Genomic DNA, 22536 nt, shown 5'->3' with positions numbered 1-22536 from the left:
CCGGGCATCGCCGATGCGTCAATTCCTCCTGCGACTCCAACTGCTGCTGGTCCTGCTGCCCGTCCTGGGCGGTGCGGCCGCGGCCGAGGATTTCGTCCCCGTTCCACAGCTATCCGGCCACGTAGTCGACCAGGTGCACATGCTGGACGACCAGCAGCGCGCCGCGCTGGACAGCGTGCTGGCCGAGTACGAAACTCGCACCGGCAGCCAGATCGCGGTGCTGCTGATGGCCTCCACCGCGCCGGAAGCCATCGAGCAATACAGCATCCGCGTGGCCGAAGCCTGGAAGCTCGGTCGCAAGGGCGTCGACGACGGCGTGATCCTGGTGGTGGCCAAGGACAATCCCAAGGCGCTGCGCCGCCTGCGCATCGAGGCCGGGCGCGGCGTACAAGGCAGCCTGACCGATGCGCAATCCAAACGCATCCTGGAAGACGTGATTGCCCCGCACTTCCGCCAGGACGATTTCTACGGCGGGCTGGCGGCGGGCGTGTCGGCCATCTCCAGCCTGCTCGACCAGGAAAAGCTGCCGGCCGCGCAGCGCCATGCCCCACCGGCGCAAACCGATGATGGCGGCGGCTGGGTGACGCTGATGGCGGTGCTGTTTTTCCTGTTCATTTTCTTCACCATGCTGCTCAGGTCGCGCCGCAATGCGCGCAACAACCTCAACAGCAACGACTGGGGCAACGGCGCCAGCACCGGGGCTGGCGTGATCATCGGCAGCATCCTCGATCAGGTCGCGCGCAACGCGGCTTCAGGCCGCTCTAGCCGTTCCGGCGGTTTTTCGGGAGGCTCCTCGGGCGGCTTCTCTTCCGGCGGCGGTTCGTTCTCGGGCGGCGGCGGCACATTTGACGGCGGCGGCGCTTCGGGGGACTGGTGAGATGAGCAAGGATAAAAAACAGGCGTCCGTGGCCAGCCGCATGCTGCGCCACCTGGCCTTCACCCACGCGGCGGCGCGCCGCGCCTTTCCCTCCGCCACGCTCAAGGCTATCCAGGCCAGCATCGCTGCAGGCGAACGACAACACCGCGCCCAGGTGCGGGTGATCGTCGAGGCATCGCTGTCATTGGGCGCGGTATGGCGGTACGAAACTTCGCGCCAGCGCGCGCACGAATTGTTCGCGCGTTACCGCATCTGGGATACCGAAGAAAACTGTGGCGTGCTGGCCTATATCAACCTGGCCGACCACAAGGTGGAGATCGTCGCCGACCGCGGCGTCAGCCGCCTGGTGACGCGCCAGCAATGGCAGCAGGTATGCGCCGCGATGACCGCCGGCTATGCCCGCGGCGATTACCATGACAGCACCCTGCAGGCGCTGGCGATGCTGCACGATGTGCTGGCGCACGCCATGCCGCACAGCGATGGCGAGGCCAAGGGCGGCAACGAATTATCCGACAAGCCGCTGCTGCTCTGAACCCTGCGCAAGCCATGAAAAACGCCGCCGACGGCCATGCCGCGGCGGCGTTTTCACATCGGCACAACGGATGCCGGATCAGCCGTTTTCGTACACCCACTGCAACAGCGCATCCTGCGCCTTCTGTCCGGCCGGCGCATTCTGGTGGTTGATCAGGAACACCACCACGTAGCTCTTGCCCGACGCGGCCTGCACATAGCCGGCGATGGAACGCACGTCGTTGAGCGTGCCGGTCTTGATATGCGCCTGCCCGGCCACGCTTTGCGTCTTCAGGCGGCGGCGCATGGTGCCGTCGTAACCGACCAGCGGCAGCGAGGAAACGAATTCCGGCATCAGCGGCGAACGGTAGGCCTGCGCCAGCATGTTGCCCAGCAACGCTGGCGTCACCCGCTCGAGGCGCGACAGGCCGGCGCCGTTTTCGATCGCCAGCCCGCTGGTGTCGATGCCCTTGTCGTTGAGCCAGGCGCGCACCACCCGTGCGCCATTGACGATGTCGCCCGGCGGCCCGGCCATTTCGGCGGCCAGCGTCAGCAGCACCTGGCGCGCCATCACGTTGTTGCTGTATTTGTTGATATCGCGGATCACCTCGGGCAAGGCCGGCGATTGCGCCTCGGCCATCAGGCGCGCCGACGGCGTGAGCGCCCCGTCCGCCACGCGTCCGGCGAAACTGCCGCCCAGGTCCGCCCACATCTTCTGGAACATCGCGCCCACATACTGCACATTGCCCATGCGGTAAGGATGCACATACCAGACCTTGGCGCCGCAATCGGCCGCGTAGCTGCCCATGAAGGCCACCGGGCCGGCATCGGCCGACAGCATCAGCTTGCCCTGCCAGTCGCCGCAAGGTTCCTGCGACAGGCGCGGCGGCGTGATGGCCAGGCCTGCCATGGGCGGATCCACGGTGACGTTGACCGTGCCGCCGGCCGAATCCGGTTCGAAACGCAAAGCCAGGGTCTTGTAGTTCACCAGCAGCGCGTCGGGCCCGACGTTATAAGGCTTTTGCGGATCGCCGTCGAACTGCGACGGATCGTAGGTGCTCTCGGCGAAGAAGCTGCGGTCCAGCACCAGGTTGCCGCGGATGTCGCGTATGCCGCGCGCGCGCAGCTGGCGCAGGAACAGCCAGAAATTCTCCATCACCAGCTTGGGATCGCCGCCGCCCTTGATGATCAGGTCGCCATTGAGCACACCCTGCTCCAGCGCGCCATCGATGTAGGCCTGGGTCTTCCAGGAGTAAGTCGGGCCCAGCAACTCCAGCGCCGCGTCGGTCGTCACCAGCTTCATCACCGAGGCGGGATTGAACGGCTGGCTGGGGTTGACCGAGACCAGCGCGCGCTTGCCGCTGTCGGCGTCCTGCACCAGCACGCCAACGTTCTGCTGGGGGATATGCGCCACGCGCAAGGCCCCCACCACGGCCGGCGGCAAGCCTTGGGCGGCCGCCGGGATGGCGGCTCCGGATAACAAGGAAACGGCGATCAGCAATGCATGAAATGGCAACCGGCGGGTGTGGCGCTGCGGAAAACGGGACATGGTTCAATTGAAAAAGGGGATGGCGCATTATAGGGGAAGTCGCAACGCGCGCTCCCCGCGCCTGCGCCGCAGCCTGCCAAGCAAGGCGGATTCGCATCGGAGAGGAGAGAAACCGGATCGCCCCGCGATCCGGAGCGCAAGCCGGCGGCCCGTGCGGCCAAGGCCAACGCGCAGGAGGAAGAGGTGTCGATGATGCGGCCGCAGGCGCTCAGGCGCTCAGGCGCCAGGGAAGCGCCCCGGATCCCAGATAATGGGCGCAAAAAAGGCCGATGCTTTCGGGGCCGCCACGAGACCACTGTGAAAACATCGACCTAGGGAAATCAAGGGAGGAGCAATCGGCGTACAGTGAAAGACCTGAACTCTCCAAGAAAAGCGGTCTCCGCCGATGCTCCTGCCACTGCCGCAACGAGCGGCAAAGCGGGCGCAATGCCCGCTAAATTAGCACTGGCAGAGCCTCCAGCACTAAAAGCGCCAGCAACGCGCCGAACACCGCGCCGATTGCCCTGCAACCGTTGCGGATCACCCTGGAGGCGACCGGCACCTCGCCGCATAGCAATAGCCCGGCCAAGGTCATCGGAATGAAAAACACCAGATTGTTCATGATGATGTTCGGCATGATGCGTCTCCTCATTCAGCCTTCACATTCAGATCCGCTTTCGGATTATTCGTATCGGGCGGCATGGCATCGCTGCCAGCCTTGCCCGGCGGGACTTTGTGATTTGAGTATAGGCCGCATGTCACATAAAACAAGCAGGGCCGCCGACAATTCGTTGCTGCACAGCAGCGACAAGGGGCGGCCGCGGCATTGTTGCGAACGCACAAATTTTCGGCAGGCGGCCGGATTTGCCTTGACCCTCGTTTAAGCGCGAGCGTAGAATTCGCCCGTTCTCATTTTTTTGGAGTCCCTCTCATGGGCACTTGTTCGGGTGACAGTTGTTGCCGGTTAATCCCCGGTTAAGCCTCGGCAAGATCGAACAGGACATCCTCCTGCCGTCATCTTGCAATCAGGCAGATGGCGGTATCTCAATGCATACGGAATGACACTTGGCGGCCACAGGCTGCCAGTGGCCGGAAGAAGTCCAGGCGCGGTCCCCGCGTTTTCTTCCCAATATTTCGCCGCATCGTTTTTCCCTCACGACAACATATCGACGACCGACCGCCGCAGGCATGGCTGCCGATGCGGCGAGCCACAGTCTGGCCGCATGACGCTGGTTGCACCGCAACCGGCAGCGCAGGCTTTTTGCCGCCGCTTCGTTGCGGCCGGCATCTGGCCTGCCTGCGCGCACAGGCGCCTGTGAAAGGGGCTCCGCTCAACCGAAGCGGAGGCTGCAATGCGACAGAAAAAAACATGAAGACCCGATATTTGTCATCGATCCGTCAAGCGCGCCCGTTAGAGTCCTGACTCGGGCCGCCTGACGACGCCACCTGAATGCGCATCCAGCCCGCCCGGCCTTGCGCATCGGACCGCAAGCCACTTCGCCCCCACCCCGCCCTGGCGGCGAAAACAACATGAAAAGAAGTACGCCATGAACCTGAACCTGCTGAAAGAGACCTTCGCCGGCTTCATCCGCGCCCGCGGAATGGACCGCCACTTCCGCCGCCTTGGAATGGACATGTTCCGCAGCGCGCCGGTGACCAAGGAGATCCCGCAAACCCTGGCCCAGCAACTCAACGAAGCGGCCCGCTGCGATGCAAGCGAACTGCTGCAGCGCCTGAAATCGCGCCATGACGGCCTGACCGAAGCCGAAGCCGACGCCATCCGCGCCGAAGTCGGCCCCAATGAAGTCGAACATGAAAAGCCGCTGAGCTGGCCGGTGCACCTGTGGCACTGCTACAAGAACCCGTTCAACCTGCTGCTCACGCTCCTGGCCGCAGTCTCGTTCTATACCGAAGACATGAAGGCCGCCATCGTGATCGGCACCATGGTGGTGATATCGACGCTGCTGCGCTTCGTGCAGGAGGCGCGCTCCAATACCGCCGCCGACAAGCTCAAGGCGATGGTCAGCAACACCGCCACCGTGATGCGCCACGACCTGGCCGAAGAACTGGCCGCCGAGGCGCAGCGCTACTTCGACATCAAGCTGCATCCCAAGGGCGCCAAGCGCATCGAGCTACCGATCAAGAAGCTGGTACCCGGCGACATCGTGCTGCTCTCCGCCGGCGACATGATCCCGGCCGACCTGCGCCTGCTCTCGGCCAAGGACCTGTTCGTCAGCCAGGCCGCGATGACCGGCGAATCGCTGCCGGTGGAAAAGTTCGTCACGCCCACCCAGACCGACGCCGGCAGCCCGCTGGAGCTGGAAAACCTGTGCTTCATGGGTACCAACGTGGTCAGCGGCTCGGCCACCGGCGTGGTCCTGACCACCGGCAAGCGCACCTATTTCGGCGCCCTGGCCGAACGCGTGACGGCCACCGACCGCACGCCCACCGCCTTCCAGGCCGGCGTCAACAAGGTCAGCTGGCTGCTGATCCGCTTCATGCTGGTGATGACGCCGGTGGTGTTCTTCCTCAACGGCTTCACCAAGGGCGACTGGGTCGAGGCGTTCCTGTTCGGCCTGTCGGTGGCCGTCGGCCTGACGCCGGAAATGCTGCCGATGATCGTCACCTCGACGCTGGCCAAGGGCGCCGTCGCCCTGTCGCGCAAGAAGGTGATCGTCAAGCGGCTGGACGCGATCCAGAACTTCGGCGCGATGGACGTGCTGTGCACCGACAAGACCGGCACCCTGACCCAGGACAAGATTTTCCTGGAGCGCCATACCGACATCCGCGGCGAGCCCGACGACGAGGTGCTGCAGTACGCCTACCTGAACAGCTATTACCAGACCGGCCTGAAGAACCTGCTGGACGTGGCCGTGCTGGAGCACGCCGAACTGCAGCGCGAAATGTCGATCGCCTCGGCCTACCGCAAGGTCGACGAGATCCCCTTCGATTTCCAGCGCCGCCGCATGTCGGTGGTGGTGTCCGAACGTGAAGACCACCACGAACTGATCTGCAAGGGCGCGGTGGAAGAGATCGTCTCGGTCTGCACCCGTGCGCGCCACGACGGCCGGATCGTTCCGCTCACGCCCGAACTGCTGGCGGAAATCCGCGAGACCACCGCCGGCCTGAACGCCGAAGGCCTGCGCGTGGTGGGGGTGGCCGCCAAGGACCTGCCGCCGACCAAGGAAACCTACAGCCAGGCCGATGAGTCGGATCTGGTGCTGGTCGGCTACATCGCCTTCCTCGACCCGCCCAAGGAATCGACCGCGCCGGCCCTGGCCGCGCTGCGCGAGCATGGCGTGGCGGTGAAGATCCTGACCGGCGACAACGAACTGGTGACCGCCAAGATCTGCCGCGAAGTCGGCCTGGAAGTGGACGGCATGCTGCTCGGTTCGTCCGTGGAAAAGATGAGCGACGAGGAATTGTCCGTCGCCGTCGAGAAAGTGACGGTATTCGCCAAGCTCTCCCCGACCCACAAGGAACGCATCGTGCGCGTGCTGCACGACAAGGGCCACGTGGTCGGTTTCATGGGCGACGGCATCAACGACGCCCCGGCCTTGCGCGCGGCCGATATCGGCATCTCGGTCGATACCGCAGTGGACATTGCCAAGGAAGCGGCCGACCTGATCCTGCTGGAAAAGAGCCTGATGGTGCTGGAAGAAGGCGTGCTCGAAGGCCGCAAGACCTTCGCCAACATGCTCAAGTACATCAAGATGACGGCCAGCTCGAACTTCGGCAACGTGTTCTCGGTACTGATCGCCAGCGCCTTCCTGCCGTTCCTGCCGATGCTGCCGTTGCATCTGCTGGTGCAGAACCTGCTGTACGACGTGTCGCAGATCTCCATCCCGTTCGATAACGTCGACAAGGAATTCCTGGAAAAGCCGCAGCGCTGGGACGCCGCCGACATCGGCCGCTTCATGGTGTTCTTCGGCCCCATCAGCTCGATCTTCGACGTCACCACCTTCGCGCTGATGTGGTACATCTTCGGCGCCAATTCGCCGGACCACCAGACGCTGTTCCAGTCCGGCTGGTTCATCGAAGGCCTGCTGTCGCAGACGCTGATCGTGCACATGATCCGCACCAGGCGCATCCCCTTCCTGCAGAGCCGCGCCTCGTGGCCGCTGCTGGGCATGACGCTGGTCATCATGGCCATCGGCATCTTCATCCCGATGTCGATGCTGGCGCACTACTTCAAGCTGGAAGCGCTGCCGCTGTCCTACTTCCCGTGGCTGGCGGCGATCCTGCTGGCGTACGCGGTGCTGATCCAGCTCATGAAGAACTGGTATGCCAAGCGCTACGGCTGGCAATAAGCCGATCCGCGCGGTTGGCTGAAATGAAAAAGGGTTGCCTGCGAAGGCAACCCTTTTTCTTTGGCCCCTCGCCTGGATTCAGTTCCCGGCCAGGCCGGCGGCGATATTGATGCACAGGCCGATGATGGCGGCATTGAAGACGAAACAGATCAGCGAATGCGCCAGCACCGCCTGGCGCATGGAGCGCGTGGCCACGCCCACATCGGAAGTCTGGACGGCGACGCTGATGGTGAAGGAGAAATACAGGAAATCCCAATAATCGGGGGCCGCCTCGCCATCGACAAAGCGCAGCGGCAAGGCTTGCGGATCGTCGTCCTGGGCGTAGAACAGGCGCGCGTAGTGCAATGTGAAGATCGTGCCGATCAGGAACCAGGAGCCGAACACGGTGGCCGCGGTGAACGCGTAGCGCAGCAAACGCCCTTCATGCCCATGGTTGCTGCCGGCCAGTTCCAGCAGGATCGCCACCAGGCTGGCAATGGCGGCGATGCAGACGATGCACAGCACCAGTTGCGCGCTTTCGTCCTCGACCTCGGCCAGACGCTTGGCGTCCTGGGCATCGGCGAAATACATCATCAGCCAGATCGTGACGAGGTAGGTCCAGACGCCGGCGTTCCAGCCGATCAGGCAGTGCGTGACCAGCGAACCGGCTGGAATCAGCAAGCCGCAGACAATGCCGACCAGGATGGCGATCAGCAGGCGCGGATGAACCTGGACAATAGTGCGGGCAACGGACATGGCATCGATGGGCTAGAGGAATGGGTGAAGATCGGCAGACGCAACAAGTGCAAAAACGCCGTCCAAAAAAACATGGCTGAAACATAGCATGCTTCAGCCATTTTCCCTTCTGGTCCGACTCGTTGCCGCTACATTGCGCTTACCTGGAAGAAGAAATCAGATGCGCCACGCGGGCGGCCTCGTCAAAGCTCCCGAAGCCGGTCAGCGCACGGTCAGCGGCCCCTGCACCGCGGTCACGTTGGTCACGCGCCCCTCGACCACCGCCGCCAGTTGCCGGCCCACCAGCTGGCGCGAACCGGCGGTCAGGCGCGCCGTCCCGCTGGGCGAAAACTGCAGCAGCAAAATGGCGCGCCCGGCCGCATCCTTTTGCGCGGTGGCGCGCTGGACGTCGGTCGCATCCAGCAATGCCGTGGGTGCAAGATAGACCACGCTGCCAGGCACATCGCTGTTCCCGGCCTTGCTCCATCCTGGCGTCGGCACGCTGGTGGCGCCGCGCAACTCGAATGGGGTCGCTGGCGAGATGGCGCCGGTGCTGCCGCAGCCGGCCAGCGCAACCAGCGCCGCGCCCGCGGCGACCAGGCCCGGCAAGCGACGGCGCCAGGAAGCGGCCGATGAAAACCGGATGAGCTGCCTCAAAATTCATGCTCCTTCAGCGCCCGCCTGGCGCGTTCGCGGGCGCCGGCCAAGGCTTCTTCCTCGGTGGGATAAAAACCGGCCGGAATATAGGTTTCGGCGATCTCGGGTTCGCGCGCCAGGCGCACGAACACTTGCGCCTCGTAGGCGTGGTCGGGTTTTTCGATCGCATCGTAGCGGGCGATGTGGGTGCCGTTCCGTATCACTTTGTCTGTCATGCCGCCTCCATTCTCGGTCGCGTTGGAGGCCGTTAGACACAGGGGCGTGTGCCAGGTTCTGAATGTGATTGCGGGGAAATTTCCGGGCGGGAACAATCGCAGCCTCATCCGTACATGGGCGCCCGGCAGGAAAAGATCAGGCCACCGACGGAAAGCGCACCGTGAAGACCGTGCCTTGCCTGGTCTCGCCGCAATCGAGGGTGATCACAGCGCCGTGTTCGCGGGCGATCTCGCGCACGATCGCCAGCCCCAGGCCGCTGCCGGCCACCTTGTCGTTGGCGCGGTAGAAGCGGTCGAAGATCAGCTCGCGATGTTCGGGAGCGATGCCGGGGCCGGAATCTTCCACCGTCAGCAAGGTCTCCCCGTCCTGCTCCTGGCAACGCACGGTGACGCTGCTGTGCGGCGGCGAATAACGCACCGCGTTGTCGATCAGGTTGTCGATCAGGTCGGACAACAGGAAACGGTCGCCGCGCATGCGGCCGGGCCGCAGGTCGAAACCGAGGTCGATCTGTTTCTTGTCGGCCTCTTCGATGAAATGCTGGATGGACGCCTCCACCAGCTTGTCCAGCGACAGGTTTTCCAGGTTGCGCTGCTCGAACTGGCCGTGCTCGGAACGCGCCAGCGCCAGCAATTGGCGGCTTTGGCGGATCATGCGCTCGACCGAGGAATTCATCATCTCCAGCGAACGGGTCGTGTCGGGATCATCGCGGTGCTTGGCATGCAGCAGCTCCAGTTGCAGCTTGAGGCCGGTCAAGGGCGTGCGCAACTGATGGGCGACGTCGGCCAGGAAATTCTGCTGCGCCTGCTCGCCCTTGCTGATGCGCTCCATCAGCTGGTTCATGGCGCCGATCAGCGGCAGCAGCTCGACCGGGGAACCGGCGCTGTCGATGGCGCCCAGCTTGCCGTGGCCGCGCTGCTCCAGGTTGCCCTGCAGCGCCTGCAGCGGCTTGAGCCCGCGCCGCACCGCCACCAGCACGGCGGTGAGCGAGATGAAGGTGAGCACGCCGTCCAGCGCCAGGAAAGACAGCAGGATCGTGTAATGAGCGCGGTTGCGCTTGCGCACCGTCTCGGCCACCGCCACCGAAATCACGCCATTCTTGACCCGTACCTGCAGCGCGGCGATGCGGACCGGCTCGCCGCGCATCTCGGCGTCGTAATTGATGGGCCGCTCGAACACGTCGCTGTCGGGCAGAGGGGGAAAGCCCTTGTCGCCCAGGATGATCTCGCCCTTGATATTGCGTACGGCGAAAAAGGTGGTGTCGGAATGGTTGCTGCGCAGGATCTGTTCGGCCTGCTTGGTGAGTTCGGCGGAGGTCTTTTCCTGGCGGTGCCGCACCTGGGCATACAAGCCCCAGGTCGAATCCATCAGGTTCTGGTCGAAGGCATGCTGGGCCGGCAGCCAGGCCAGCCAGTAGGTGAACCCGGCGCCCACCAGGTTGATGAGCAGCAGCGGCGCAATCAGCCACTTGAGCAGGTCGCGCCGGATGCTGGGCTGCAGGACCGGCATGCGTTCAAGCCAGCGCAACGATCAGCTCTCGCTCTTTTCGAGCATGTAGCCGAAGCCGCGGATGGTACGGATGGCCACGCCCGAGTCGGCGATCTTGAGGCGGATGCGCGAGACATAGACTTCCACCGCGTTGATGGTGAAGTCTTCGCCCCAGGGCAGCACGGCGTCGATGATCTGCTGCTTGGAGACCACGCGCGACGCATGCTGCATCAGGTATTCCAGCACCGTCCATTCGCGCAGCGACAGTTCGATCTTGCGGCCATCGATGTCGGCGCGCTTGGTGGCGTTGTCCAGCGACAGCCCGCCCACCGACAGTTGCGCCGGCTGCGGCGCGCTGCGGCGAACCAGGGCCTTGATGCGCGCCACCAGTTCGGGCGTGGCGAAAGGCTTGACCAGGTAGTCGTCGGCGCCCAGCTCCAGGCCATGCACACGGTCGGGAATGGTGTCGCGCGCGGTCAGGAGCAGCACCGGCGTGTTGTTGCCGGAAGCGCGCATGCGCCGCAGCACTTCAAAGCCGTCGATGCCGGGCAGGCCGATGTCGAGCACCAGCACCGACGCATTGAAACGCTGCGACAGCGCATCGGTACCGTTATTGACGGTATGGACGGTGAATCCATGGGAGTTGAGCACACGCGACAGGCCGTCGGTGAGCACCGGGTCGTCTTCGACCAGCAAAACGTTCATAGGGACTTCACGAGAAGAAAAACGGCGCAAAACATCTGCGAATCGAAGCATCGTATTGCAGCCTCGCCAATGCTGCAAACACGCGATCGTAAAGCGCCTGCCGCGCCGCTTGTATTTTGTTTCATTTCCGTCACAGTCAGTCCGCTGTCAGCCATTCGACAGCATCCAGTCAGGCCCGGAAGTTGGCGCACGCCAATGGGATTTACCCGGGGTCTACCTGAAGTAGCGCGGATCCATCTTGCGAAACACCCAGGCCGAGGCCAGGGTGATCACGCCGACGATCACGAAGGTGATCTGGAAACTGAAGCTGGTGGCCGCGCCCGAACCGTCCTTGAACAGGTTCACCAGCGTGCCGCCGATGGTCACCCCCAGGCCGATGGCCAGCATCTGCACCATCGAGAACAGGCTGTTGCCACTGCCGGCATCGTTCTTGTCCAGGCCCTTCAGGGTCACGCTGTTCATGGCCGCGAACTGCATCGAGTTGGAAGCGCCGAACACGGCCAACTGGACGATGCCTGCGGCCAGCGGCCAATCCGGCGTAATCAGCGCGAACGACACGATGGCGCCGCCCACCAGCAAGGTGTTGACCAGCAGGAAATTGTCATAGCCGTAACGCCTGACCAGCGGCGCGATCCACGGTTTGGCGATGGTGCCGGCGATGGCCGCCGGCAGCAGCACCAGGCCGGACTGCAGCGGCGAATAGCCCAGCCGCACCTGCAGCAGCAGCGGCAGCAGGAACGGCACCGCCGAGGAACCGATGCGGCACACCAGGTTGCCGGCCAGGCCGATGCTGAAGTTGGGTTCCCTGAACAATCCCAGGCGAAACAGCGGCCGCTCATGACGGCGCGCATGCAGCCAATAAAACCAGACCGTGAGCGCCGCCAGCACGAACAGGGTCGCGCTCCAGATGCCGCGGTGGGTCTCGAAAGGCACGTCCAGCGCCAGCGAAAAGGCCACCATGCAGCCCGACAGCAGGCCGCAGCCCAGTACGTCGAACCTTGGCGCGGCCGGCAGCACGTCGTTGGGCAGGTAGCGCAGCACGGCCAGCATGCCGATGGTGCCGATGGGCACGTTGATCAGGAAGATCCAGTGCCACGACAGGCTCTGCACCAGCCAGCCGCCCAGCACCGGTCCCACCACCGGCCCCAATTGGCCGGCGATCGAGATCGACGCCAGCGCCGCGATATATTGCGCGCCCGGCACGCTGCGCAGCACCGCCAGCCGTCCCACCGGCAGCAGCATCGAGCCGCCGATGCCCTGCACCACGCGCGCGGCCAGCAGTTGCGGCAGCGTATGCGCGGTGGCGCACAGGATGGAACCGATCACGAACACCAGGATCGCCGCGAAATACATCTTGCGCGTGCCGAACCGGTCCGCCAGCCAGCCCGAGGCGGGGGTCAGCGACGCCATCGTCAGCGTGTAGGCCACCACCACCGGATGCATCGCCAGCACCGGTTCGCCCAGGCTGCGCGCCATGGCCGGCAAGGCGGTGTTGACGATGGTGGTATCCAGCGTCTGCATGAAAAAGCCGGAGGCGACGATCCACAGCAGCGCGCGCTGTGAAATATCGGAAGACCTGGCGGAAGGATCGGACAACTGGTCTGGACGTTGGGCGGACATGGATTGAGAAAGATTGGGCGCGGAAAAAGCGACGAGGACACAAAAGCCTGTCGCTTCGGTGTCCCCGCTGGTGGGATGTTGCTTTCTTCGAAGCAGTGCCGCTATTTTAAAACGTTTGGCGCATCCCGATCAGAAGGCCTGCGGACGCCACTTCAGCAGGCGGCGCTCCAGCGCATGCAACAGCCAGTCCGCCGCCAGCGCCACCACCGCCAGCACGATCATCGCCGCGAACACGCCGCTGGCGTTGAAGGCGCCCTGGGCGGTCGAGATCAGCAGGCCGATGCCCTGCTTGGAACCCAGGAACTCGCCCACCACCGCGCCCACCAGCGCGAAACCGAAGCTCACGTGCAGGCTGGCCAGGATCCACGACAGCGCCGACGGGATCACCACCGCAGTCGTCACCTGGCGGCGCGACGCGCCCAGGATCTGGGCGTTGGCGATCATGTAGCGGTCGGCTTCGCGCACGCCCTGGAAGGCATTGGCGAACACCACGAAGAACACCATCACCACCGCCAGCGCCACCTTGGAGGCCATGCCCAGGCCAAAGGCGATCACGAAGATCGAGCCCAGCACCACGCGCGGGATCGAGTTGGCGATCTGGATATAGAGGCTGAAGACGTCCGACAGCAGCTTGTTGCGGCCCAGCACGATGCCGGCGATCACGCCGGCCACCGAGCCGATCAGAAAGCCCAGCACGGTTTCTTCCAGCGTCACCAGCACCTGGGTCCACAGCGGGCCTTGCGACGTGCCTTCGACCATCCATTCGTAGATCTGGGCCACGATCAGCGTCGGCTGCGAGAAGAAGAAAGGATCGATCCAGCCGATGCGGGCGAACAGCTCCCAGCCGCCCAGCACCACCACCAGGATGGCGATGCGCAGGCCGACGACCAGGTTGCGGCGCGCGCGGATCTTGCGCTGCGCCTCGGCTTCGACCGCGGCGATATCCTGCAGCGCCGCGTTGTGTGTGGTTTGTGCTTGTGTCATGTTGCTCACCTGTGATGTTCAGAATTCAGAGTTGCCTGCTATGCGTTCCCTTCGATACGCGGCCTTGCCGCTACTCAGGGCGCTCAGGGCGAACGGGTGCCGGGAATGGGAGGCGCCGGAGAAAGCCGTTCTGGCTGAGTAGCCGCACAGCGGCGTATCGAAGCCCATCTCCGGCGACAGCGCATCAGGCGATATGCACTTCTTCGCGCAGGTCGCTCCAGATCTTGCGCGAGATGTCGATGAAGCGCTGCTCGTAGCGCACCTCTTCCATGACGCGCGGGCGCGGCAGGTCGATCGGGTAGACGCTCTTCAGGGTCGCCGGGCGCGCGGTCAGCACGTAGACCTTGTCGGCCAGCGCGATCGCCTCTTCCAGGTCGTGGGTGACGAACACCACCGAGCCGGAATGGGCTGTCCACAGTTGCAGCAGCTCGTCTTGCATCAGTGTGCGGGTCTGCATGTCGAGCGCGGAGAACGGCTCGTCCATCAGCAGGATCTCGGGGCTGTTGATGAAAGTCTGCGCCAGCGCCACGCGCTTGCGCATGCCGCCAGACAACTGGTGCGGGTAGTGGTCGCCGAACTTGTCCAGGCCGACGCGGCGGATCCATTCGTCGGCCAGCTGGTGCGCCTGCTCCCTGGACTTGCCGCGGAACATCGGGCCGGCAGCGACGTTGTCGCGCACGCTGCGCCACGGGAATACGGCGTCGTTCTGGAACACGAAGCCGATGCGCGGGTCGATGCCGTTGACCGGCTGGCCCATCACGCGCACTTCGCCCATGGTCGGCTGCAACAGGCCGGTGATCAGCGACAGCGTGGTGGACTTGCCGCAGCCGGTGGGGCCGACCACGGCGACGAACTCGCCGCGCGCCACGCTCATGGAGAAGTCGCGCAGCGCCACGGTGGCCTTGCCATCCGCGGTAATGAAACGGCAAGTCACATTGCGCAGCTCGATGGCCGGCGTTTCCTGGCTGCCGGCGGCTGGCTTGGCGAAAGCGTTTGGGTTGATCGCATTCATCTTGATGCTCTTTCCTGGGCTGAGTGATCCCCTGACGCGTACAAACGCATCATGGTCGTTGGCAAAAAAATCGGAGAAAACAGGGACCGGTGCTGCTGCCGCAAGAGAAGCGGTCCCGCTCCTCTCTTCCGGCCCCGTCAGGTTCGCAGGCTTACTTCACCTGGCTCACGAACTCGTCGGTGTAGGTCCTGGACAGGTCCACGTGCTTGCCCTTGACGTTCGGATTGAAGCCCGCCAGCACGGCCAGCACGGTTTCCGGGCCGCCCTTGGGCATCCTGCCGTCCGGCGAATACATCGGCAGCGAATTGTTCAGGGCCTGCACATAGAGCGCCTTGTTGTTGCCGTAATAATCCTTGGGCATCTTGTCGGCGATCTGTTCGGCGCTGTGGGTATGGATGAACCTGAGCGTCTTGACGAAGGCGCGCGCCAGCTTTTGCGCCTCATCCTTGTGGCCGTTGAGCCAGCTGCGCTGGACATACAGGCTGGAAGCCGGATACAGGCCGCCCAGCGCCTTGACGGTGCCTTCCACGGTGCGCATGTCGACCAGCACCTGGGCATCGCCGGTCTTGAGCATCAGCGAAGCGGTCGGTTCAGTGGTCATGCCGGCATCGATGCGGCCCTGCTTCATGGCAGCGATGAAAGTATTGTCGGCGCCCACCGGCAGCACCGAGAACTCCTTGGAGCTGATGCCGTGGCGCGAAGCCAGGTACTGGGTCAGGAAGTTGGTCGACGAGCCCAGGCCGGTCACGCCCAGCGTCTTGCCGCGGGCGTCGGCCATGCTCTTGAAGTTGGGCACGGCCTTGGTGGAAACCAGCTCCACTTCGCCCGGCACCTGGCCGAAGATGGTGATGGCGGTGATTTCCTTGCCCTTGGTCTGCAGGTCGATCGAATGGTCATAGAAACCCACCACCGCCTGCACCGCGCCGGCCAGCAGTTCGTTCTCGGCGTCCACCCCGGCCGGCTGCGATTGCAGCTCGACGTCCAGCCCTTCTTCCTTGAAATAGCCCAGTTGCTCGGCCAGCTTGGCCGGCAGGTAAACCATCTTGGTGATGCCGCCCACCATGATAGTGATCTTGCCGGCGGCCAAGGCCTGGCCCGGCAGCGCGGCCAGGGCGGCGCTCGCCACGGCCAGCGACAAAAGGGTGCGGCGGATATTCTTGTTCATGTCAGTCTCCTGTTGGATGATGCCGGGCGCAGGCCAGACCTGCGCAAACCTGCGAATTCTAAGCCTTGTGCGTTTTTACCTGACCTGATCGACGAACTCGTTGGTATAAGTCTTCGACAGGTCGATGTTCTTGCCCTTGATGTTGGGGTTGAAGCCGGCCATTACCTTGAGCACCTGCTCCGGGCCGCCGGCCGGCATCTTGCCGTCGGGCGAATACATCGGCATGGAGGCCTTGAGCGCCTGTACGTAAATCTTCTTGTCGCCGCCGTAGTAGTCCTTGGGCATCTTGTCGGCGATCTCTTCCGGCGTATGGGTCTGGATGTACTTCAGAGTCTTGACGAAGGCGCGCGCCAGCTTTTGCGACTCGGCCTTGTGGCTGTTCATCCAGGCGCGGTTGACGTACACGCTGGAAGCCGGATACAGGCCGCCCAATGCATTGCGCGTGCCTTCCACGCTGCTCATGTCGACCAGTACCCTGGCGTCGCCCGAGGCCAGCAGGATGGAGGTGGTCGGTTCGGTGGTCCAGGCCACGTCAATGCGCTTTTGCTTCATGGCGGCGATCAGGGTATTGCCCGCGCCCACCGGCAGCATCGAATAGTCGGAAGTCTTCAGCCCGGCGCGGCTGGCCAGGTATTGCGCGATGAAACTGGAAGAAGAGCCCAGGCCGGTCACGCCCAGCGTCTTGCCCTTCAGGTCGCCCATGCTCTTGACGCTGCCGGCCAGGTCGGCGCGCACCATCTCCATGCCGCCCGGCACCAGCAGCAACTGGGTGATCGAGGTGACTTCCTTGCCCTTGCTCTGCAAGTCGATGGAGTGGTCGTAGTAGCCCACCACCGCCTGCACGGCGCCGGCCAGCAACTCGTTCTCGGCGTCCACGCCGGCCGGCTGCGACTGCAGTTCGACGTCCAGGCCCTCTTCCTTGAAGTAGCCCAGGTTCTCGGCCAGCTTGGGCGGCAGGTAAATCAGCTTGTTGATGCCGCCGACCATGATGGTGATCTTGTCGGCCGCATGGGCCTGCGGGGCCGACAGCGCCAGCGCGGCCGCCGCCACGGCGGTGGCGCCCAGCGCCAGCAGGGAACGGCGAATGACGGAAGCCTGGAACACACGGGCGTCTTGACGCATTATGATTGTCTCCTGATGTTGGTGGTGGATGGTCTGGCGCCATCTTTACTGATTTGTCCGCGTATTCTAAGAAGCCGAAACCTTCATCCAGCTTTCCAAAAAACCGCTTTTTTATTTGCACCGCAACAAAACCAACGAGACATTTGCATGAAATTGCTCCTGATCGAAGACAACCCGCAGCTCGCCCATTGGCTTGAACAAATCCTGAAAGAACACAAGTTCAGCGTGGATATCGCGGCTGACGGCGAGATCGCCGACCAGGTTCTGCGGGATGAAAACTACGACGTGGTGCTGCTCGACCTGATGCTGCCCAAGCTGGGCGGAAAGCACGTCCTGCGGCGCCTGCGCGAGCGCCACAACGGCGTTCCGGTGATGATCCTGACCGCCAGCGGCTCGATCGACGAAAAGGTGGAATGCCTGGGCGCCGGCGCCGACGACTACCTGGTCAAGCCCTTCGAGATACGCGAGCTGGTGGCGCGCATCAAGGTGCTGATCCGCCGCCAGACACCCGACAAGGCGGCCGAAATCCATTGCGGCGACCTGGTCTACGACAGCAACACGCGCCAGTTCGCGGTGTCCGGCAACACGCTGGCGCTGCCGGCGCGCGAGCACGACGTGCTGGAAATCCTGATGCTCAAGCAGGGCAAGACGGTATCCAAGACCGCCCTGATGAAAGGCATCTTCAGCCTGTCGGAGGAACCCAGCGCGGACGCCATCGAAATCTACATCTCGCGCCTGCGCAAGAAGCTGGATGCCTCCAGCGCCGCCATCATGACCCTGCGCGGACTGGGCTACCTGCTCAAGCAAAAAGATGATTGACAGCCTGCGCCTGCGGCTGTTGCTGTGGCTGCTGATCCCGATGACGGTATACGTCGGCCTGTCGGCCAGCGACGCCTATGACAACGCCGTCTCCAGCGCCACGCTGATCCAGGATCGCGCCCTGCTGGCCTCGGCCCGCATGATCGCCGGCCAGGTCACCTGGCAGGATGGCGCGCCGGTGGTGTCGGTGCCGCCCGCGGCCCTGGAAATGTTCGCCTCGCCGGCGCAGGATGCGGTGTACTACCAAGTGCTGATGGACGACACCACGCTGCTGGCCGGCCGCCCCGACTTCCCCGTCGACCCGGACTTCGCCGCCATCCATCCGGTCTATACCACCACCGTGTTCGAGGGCCGCGCACTGCGCGTGGCCAGCTACATCCGCGCGCTGTATGACGAAGGCACGCTGCGCATGGTGGCGGTGTCGGTGGGCCAGACCATGCAAGGCCGACAGCAAATGCTGGAAGACCTGTGGCAACCGTCGCTGCGGCGCCAGATCGTGCTGTTGCTGCTGGCGGTGGCGCTGGTGGTACTGGGCCTGACGATAGAGTTGCGCCCCATCCTGGCGGTGAAAGACCAGTTGGCCGCACGCGACCCCAATTCGCTCACGCCGCTGCGTACCGGACAATTGCAGTTGGAGTTGCGCCCCATCGTGGAAGCGATCAACCAGTACATCCAGCGGCTCAACGCCCAGGTGATCGTGCAAAAACGCTTCGTTGCCGACGCCGCGCACCAGTTGCGCACGCCGCTGACCGTGATCGACTCGCAAATCCAGTTCGCGCGCCAGCTGGACGATCCGGCGCGCCTGCCGCAGGTGCTGGCCGCGCTGCACGACAGCAGCCGCAACATGACCGACCTGACCAACAAGCTGCTGCAACTGTCGCAGGCCGAAGCTTCCAACAGCAGCGCCTTCCCGCGCGGGCCGGTGGACCTCATGGCGGTTGCCGCCACGGTGCTGGAAGAGCTGGCCGGGCTGGCGCTGAAAAAGCATATCGACCTCGGCCTGGAAACCGAACTGGAGCGCGCCCCGGTCAACGGCAATGAAGCGCAACTGGCCGGCATGCTGATGAACCTGATCGACAACGCCCTGCGCTACACGCCCGACGGCGGCAAGGTGACGGTGGGCATCGCGCGCGAAGGCGGCGATGGCCATGCGGGCGGCAACGGGCAATTTGTCGTCACCGTCAGCGACAACGGCCCCGGCATCCCGGCCGAAGTACGCGAGCGCGTGTTCGAGCGCTTCTATCGCAACGCCGCGCCAGACCAGCCCGGCTCCGGCCTGGGCCTGGCCATCGTGCGCGAGATCGTGCAGGCCTCGCAAGGCAGCGTGGTACTGGATGCCCCCGCAGAAGGCAGCGGCCTGGTCGCGACGGTCAAGCTGCCTGCGCTGCCGGGTTAAACGTACCCGCGCCGCAATGGCGACCTGACTATCGGTCTTGCAAATTGATCAAAGAAGCATTGCAGGCGACACCGTGAAGATGAGGCTGGATGATGGGCGGCCACGATCAAGGAAGGCCCTTCGATGGAATCTTCCGGAGCAGGGTTTCGGCAGCAGCGAGGCCAACGCCCGGAAACGAAAAAAGCCAGCGCGAAGCTGGCTTTTTTCATGGATCCTGGTGGAAAGTGCAAGTTTCGAACTTGCGACCCCTGCAGTGTGAATGCAGTGCTCTACCCCTGAGCTAACCTTCCATTTGAACAACGCCGCATTGCTGCCGTGCTGTTCGAGAGGCGAGATTATGACATAAGTTTTCCGGCTTGGGCAAGGGGCTTGTAAATAATTCGCCCACTTTCGTTGCCTGATGCGACAACCTTGCCGCATCAGGCCGGCGGCGCGTCGGCCGCTTCCGGCGGGGGCGGTTCGAAACGCCACACGCAGGCGCCCCGGACTTCCTTGTCGAGCTGGTTGAGCACGTCTTCATGCAGGCGCTGGTCTTCTTCGCCAGCAGCGACCACGATCACCTCGGCCAGCGGCGTCAGCTCCAGTGCGGCGCCATCGGCGCCCTGCTCGTCGCCGCTGCCCAGGTCCATGGTCAGCGAATTCTGGCCGCGCGTCATGGCCAGGTAGACCTCGGCCAGCAACGCCGCATCCAGCAAGCCGCCGTGCAGGGTACGGTGGGCGTTGGCGATGCCGTAGCGGTCGCACAGCGCGTCCAGCGAATTGCGTCGGCCGGGGTGCAGTTCCTTGGCCATCTGCAGCGTGTCGATCACTTCGGCCACATGCTCGGAAAACGGCGGCAAGTCCAGCAGCGCCAGTTCGGCGTCGAGGAAGCCGACGTCGAAGGGCGCGTTGTGGATGATGATCTGCGCGCCGCGCACGTAGTCCAGAAATTCAGCCGCGATCTGCCTGAAGGTCGGTTTGTCGCGCAGGAATTCGGTAGTCAGCCCGTGCACCGCCAGCGCGCCCTCTTCGGAGTCGCGCTCGGGGTTGATGTAGTGGTGCAGGTTGTTGCCCGAGAGCTGGCGGTTCAGCACTTCGACGCAGCCGATTTCAAGGATGCGGTTGCCGGCGCGCGGCGACAGGCCGGTGGTTTCGGTATCGAGGATGATCTGACGCATGGTGGCTCCTGCTCTTTGTTTCTGTATCTCTATATCGACTTACTTGATGCTGTCGACGCCGCGGTTGGCCAATTGGTCGGCGCGCTCATTGCCGGCGTGGCCGTTGTGGCCGCGCACCCAGCGCCATTCGACCTTGTGCTGCGCCTGGGCGGCGTCCAGCGCCTGCCACAGGTCGGCATTCTTGACCGGTTCCTTGCTGGCGGTCTTCCAGCCGCGCGCCTTCCAGCCGTGGATCCATTCGCTGATGCCCTTCTGCACGTACTGGCTGTCGGTGTGGACCACCACGTCGCAGGGGCGCTTGAGCGCGTTCAGGGCCTGGATCACGGCCATCAGCTCCATGCGGTTGTTGGTGGTGTTGCGTTCGCCGCCGAAGATTTCCTTTTCCTGGCCGCCAGCCACCAGCAATGCGCCCCAGCCGCCCAGCCCGGGGTTGCCCTTGCAGGCGCCATCCGAATAAATCTCTACTTTGTCCATGCTTGTCTGTTCTGGCGCTGCGCGCCCATTGGTTGCCGCCGGGGCCGCGATCATACCCGATCCGGCCGGCGGCGGTTCATTCCGATTTGTGGATACGGTTGGTGGCCGGCATGCCCCTGGGCGCCTTGACCTTCTGCCGGCTCAGGGCCGGGCCGACCAGGCGCATCCCCAGCACGCGCTTGATCGCCTGCACGATATAGACTGCGCCGAAATACGGCCACCAGCGGTCGCCGGCCTTTTCCATGAAGCCGAAGCGGTTGAGCCACTTGTCGGTTTCGCAGGGCGGGGCGTAGCAGCCGAAATGGCCGCGGTTGACTTCCATGTTGAGCAGCTTCAACCAGTCCTTGAGACGCGGCAGGCGGATGAATTCGCCGTCGCGCGGCAGGAAGTGGGCGCCGGTCAGGCGGCCCGCCGCCTGGCGCATGCCCCACAGGCTGCTGGGATTGAAGCCGCAGATGATCACCTGCCCTTCCGGGATCAGCACCCGCTCGACCTCGCGCAATACCTGGTGCGGTTCGGCAGCGAACTCCAGCACGTGCGGCAGCACCACCAGGTCCAGGCTCTGGGTGGCGAACGGCAGTTCGCAGAAATCGTGCGCCAGCACTTGCGGGATTTCCAGCGCGGACTGGTTCTCGCCCGGCATGGCATTGTCGGTCAGCCAGCGGTAAGGCATGCGGTTAGCGGCCAGCGCGTGGATCTGCGGCGAACCGATCTGCACGGCGTTGAAACCGAAGATGTCGGCCGTGAGCGTATTGAGGTGGCGTTGCTCCCAGGCGCGCAGATAAGCGCCGGTCGGCGTCTGCAACCAGGCTGCGAGGTCTATAATTTCCGGATTGTCACTCATTTATTCGATCGCGCCTTATGACCGAGCAGCCAGCCACGCCAGCCAAACCGGATCGGGAAACTTCATTGGATGTCCTGGCCGTGCCGGCCTTCAGCGACAACTACCTGTGGTTGATTCATAACGGGCGCTATGCCGCCGCGGTAGACCCGGGCGACGCCGGGCCGGTCCTGGCCGCGCTCAAGGAAAACGGCCTGACGCTGGCCGCTATTCTACTGACTCATCACCATGCTGACCACGTCGGCGGTGTGGTCGAATTGGCCGAACGCGCCAGGAGCGCCGAATTCCCTGCCATTGCGGTGTACGGCCCGGCGCGCGAACGCGCGAAAATCGCCGGCATGACGCAGCCGCTGGCCGAAGGCGACCGGGTCAGCCTGCCGCACCTGCCGCTGGAGCTGGCCGTCATCGAGGTGCCGGGGCATACGCTGGGCCATATCGCCTACCACGCGGCTGGCGCGGGCCTGCTGTTTTGCGGCGACACGCTGTTCGCCGGCGGCTGCGGCCGCGTGTTCGAGGGCACGCCGGCGCAGATGGTGGATTCGCTTGCCAGGCTGGCCAACTTGCCGGGAGACACGCGCGTCTATTGCGCCCATGAGTACACCATGTCGAACCTGAAATTCGCAGCCGCGGTGGAGCCCGACAATGGCCGGCTCGCGGACCGGATCAAAGAAGAGCAGGCCAAGCGCGACCGCGGCCAGCCTACCGTGCCTTCGACCATCTGGCTGGAGCGCAAAACCAACCCGTTCCTGAGGGCGACCCAGCCCACCATCGTAAAATCACTGCAGGATGCCGGACGTTTGCAGACGTTTGGCGAAGTTGAGAGCTTCGCCGCGCTACGCGAATGGAAAAATACCTACAAATAAACCGACGATCCCAGCGACTTGGCGCCAAAACCCAAGCAAATCAAGGATTTGGCTTTGTAACAGCGGCCAATTTTTACTTGA

Annotated in this window: 21 protein-coding genes and 1 tRNA gene; 6 read left to right on the top strand and 16 right to left on the bottom strand. The window is 64.0% G+C overall.

The annotated features are described in order from the left end of the window. Positions 1-13: 13 nt before the first annotated feature. Positions 14-877 (top strand): YgcG family protein, encoded by an 864-nt coding sequence (locus FB598_RS02560; protein WP_141912481.1) that lies wholly within the window; start codon positions 14-16, stop codon positions 875-877. Between the two features lies 1 nt (position 878). After that, positions 879-1409 carry a TPM domain-containing protein gene (locus FB598_RS02555; protein ID WP_141912479.1) on the top strand — a complete coding sequence of 177 codons (531 nt, stop codon included), beginning with the start codon at positions 879-881 and terminating at the stop codon, positions 1407-1409. A 78-nt stretch (positions 1410-1487) separates the two neighbouring features. Here FB598_RS02555 and dacB read toward each other — a convergent pair whose 3' ends face one another. Continuing rightward, entirely contained in the window at positions 1488-2936 is a 1449-nt protein-coding gene (gene dacB, locus FB598_RS02550; protein WP_141912476.1) for a D-alanyl-D-alanine carboxypeptidase/D-alanyl-D-alanine-endopeptidase, read from the bottom strand. Positions 2937-3369: 433 nt separating this feature from the next. Next, complete coding sequence (locus tag FB598_RS02545) at positions 3370-3552, bottom strand: hypothetical protein (protein ID WP_141912474.1); 183 nt, start codon at positions 3550-3552, stop codon at positions 3370-3372. 910 nt (positions 3553-4462) lie between these two features. Between FB598_RS02545 and mgtA the strand changes: the two genes are divergently transcribed. Continuing rightward, complete coding sequence (gene mgtA, locus FB598_RS02540; protein WP_141912472.1) at positions 4463-7225, top strand: magnesium-translocating P-type ATPase; 2763 nt, start codon at positions 4463-4465, stop codon at positions 7223-7225. A gap of 78 nt (positions 7226-7303) precedes the next feature. On the opposite strand, the gene FB598_RS02535 is transcribed toward mgtA, so the two are convergent. From FB598_RS02535 to FB598_RS02490, 10 genes are all read right to left on the bottom strand, one after another. Next, positions 7304-7960, bottom strand: a complete 657-nt coding sequence (locus tag FB598_RS02535) for a DUF1345 domain-containing protein (protein WP_141912470.1) — start codon at positions 7958-7960, stop codon at positions 7304-7306. Positions 7961-8161: 201 nt separating this feature from the next. After that, complete coding sequence (locus FB598_RS02530) at positions 8162-8596, bottom strand: preprotein translocase subunit SecD (RefSeq protein ID WP_255463913.1); 435 nt, start codon at positions 8594-8596, stop codon at positions 8162-8164. Then, positions 8593-8811 (bottom strand): hypothetical protein, encoded by a 219-nt coding sequence (locus FB598_RS02525; RefSeq protein ID WP_141912468.1) that lies wholly within the window; start codon positions 8809-8811, stop codon positions 8593-8595. The genes FB598_RS02530 and FB598_RS02525 overlap by 4 nt, the downstream gene beginning before the upstream one ends. Positions 8812-8947: 136 nt before the next feature. Then, positions 8948-10318 carry a sensor histidine kinase gene (locus FB598_RS02520; protein ID WP_141912466.1) on the bottom strand — a complete coding sequence of 457 codons (1371 nt, stop codon included), beginning with the start codon at positions 10316-10318 and terminating at the stop codon, positions 8948-8950. Positions 10319-10339: 21 nt separating this feature from the next. Further along, positions 10340-11002, bottom strand: coding sequence for a response regulator transcription factor (locus tag FB598_RS02515; protein WP_141912464.1), 663 nt, complete (start codon positions 11000-11002; stop codon positions 10340-10342). Positions 11003-11215: 213 nt separating this feature from the next. Next, the gene (locus FB598_RS02510) at positions 11216-12622 is read right to left on the bottom strand and encodes a DHA2 family efflux MFS transporter permease subunit (protein ID WP_141912461.1); all 1407 of its coding nucleotides are present in this window, start codon (positions 12620-12622) and stop codon (positions 11216-11218) included. 129 nt (positions 12623-12751) lie between these two features. Then, the gene (locus FB598_RS02505) at positions 12752-13606 is read right to left on the bottom strand and encodes an ABC transporter permease (RefSeq protein ID WP_141912459.1); all 855 of its coding nucleotides are present in this window, start codon (positions 13604-13606) and stop codon (positions 12752-12754) included. Between the two features lie 184 nt (positions 13607-13790). Then, a complete protein-coding gene (locus FB598_RS02500; RefSeq protein ID WP_141912457.1) occupies positions 13791-14618 on the bottom strand; it encodes an ABC transporter ATP-binding protein in 828 nt (275 codons plus the stop codon). A 151-nt stretch (positions 14619-14769) separates the two neighbouring features. Then, entirely contained in the window at positions 14770-15783 is a 1014-nt protein-coding gene (locus FB598_RS02495; RefSeq protein ID WP_141912455.1) for an ABC transporter substrate-binding protein, read from the bottom strand. 75 nt (positions 15784-15858) lie between these two features. Continuing rightward, a complete protein-coding gene (locus FB598_RS02490; RefSeq protein WP_141912453.1) occupies positions 15859-16905 on the bottom strand; it encodes an ABC transporter substrate-binding protein in 1047 nt (348 codons plus the stop codon). Positions 16906-17052: 147 nt separating this feature from the next. Between FB598_RS02490 and FB598_RS02485 the strand changes: the two genes are divergently transcribed. Continuing rightward, complete coding sequence (locus tag FB598_RS02485) at positions 17053-17724, top strand: response regulator (RefSeq protein ID WP_141912450.1); 672 nt, start codon at positions 17053-17055, stop codon at positions 17722-17724. Beyond that, entirely contained in the window at positions 17717-19120 is a 1404-nt protein-coding gene (locus FB598_RS02480; protein ID WP_141912448.1) for a sensor histidine kinase, read from the top strand. Before FB598_RS02485 ends, FB598_RS02480 begins: the two co-directional genes overlap by 8 nt. 215 nt (positions 19121-19335) lie before the next feature. Here the strand turns inward: FB598_RS02480 and FB598_RS02475 are convergent. From FB598_RS02475 to FB598_RS02460, 4 genes are all read right to left on the bottom strand, one after another. After that, positions 19336-19410: transfer RNA gene (locus FB598_RS02475), tRNA-Val, on the bottom strand. A 129-nt stretch (positions 19411-19539) separates the two neighbouring features. After that, positions 19540-20277, bottom strand: coding sequence for a DNA polymerase III subunit epsilon (gene dnaQ / locus FB598_RS02470; RefSeq protein ID WP_141912446.1), 738 nt, complete (start codon positions 20275-20277; stop codon positions 19540-19542). A gap of 39 nt (positions 20278-20316) precedes the next feature. After that, the gene (gene rnhA / locus FB598_RS02465) at positions 20317-20751 is read right to left on the bottom strand and encodes a ribonuclease HI (RefSeq protein WP_141912443.1); all 435 of its coding nucleotides are present in this window, start codon (positions 20749-20751) and stop codon (positions 20317-20319) included. A 76-nt stretch (positions 20752-20827) separates the two neighbouring features. Beyond that, on the bottom strand, positions 20828-21595 hold the full coding sequence (locus FB598_RS02460) for a class I SAM-dependent methyltransferase (RefSeq protein WP_141912441.1): 768 nt from the start codon (positions 21593-21595) through the stop codon (positions 20828-20830). A 17-nt stretch (positions 21596-21612) separates the two neighbouring features. On the opposite strand from FB598_RS02460, the gene gloB reads away from it, so the two are divergent. Further along, a complete protein-coding gene (gene gloB, locus FB598_RS02455; protein ID WP_183405759.1) occupies positions 21613-22455 on the top strand; it encodes a hydroxyacylglutathione hydrolase in 843 nt (280 codons plus the stop codon). Positions 22456-22536: the final 81 nt, after the last annotated feature.

The organism is Herbaspirillum sp. SJZ106 (assembly GCF_006715495.1).
Lineage (GTDB): Bacteria > Pseudomonadota > Gammaproteobacteria > Burkholderiales > Burkholderiaceae_D > Herbaspirillum.
The sequence above is the reverse complement of the archived record's forward strand: the minus strand, read 5'-3'. Positions and strand labels throughout refer to the sequence as shown.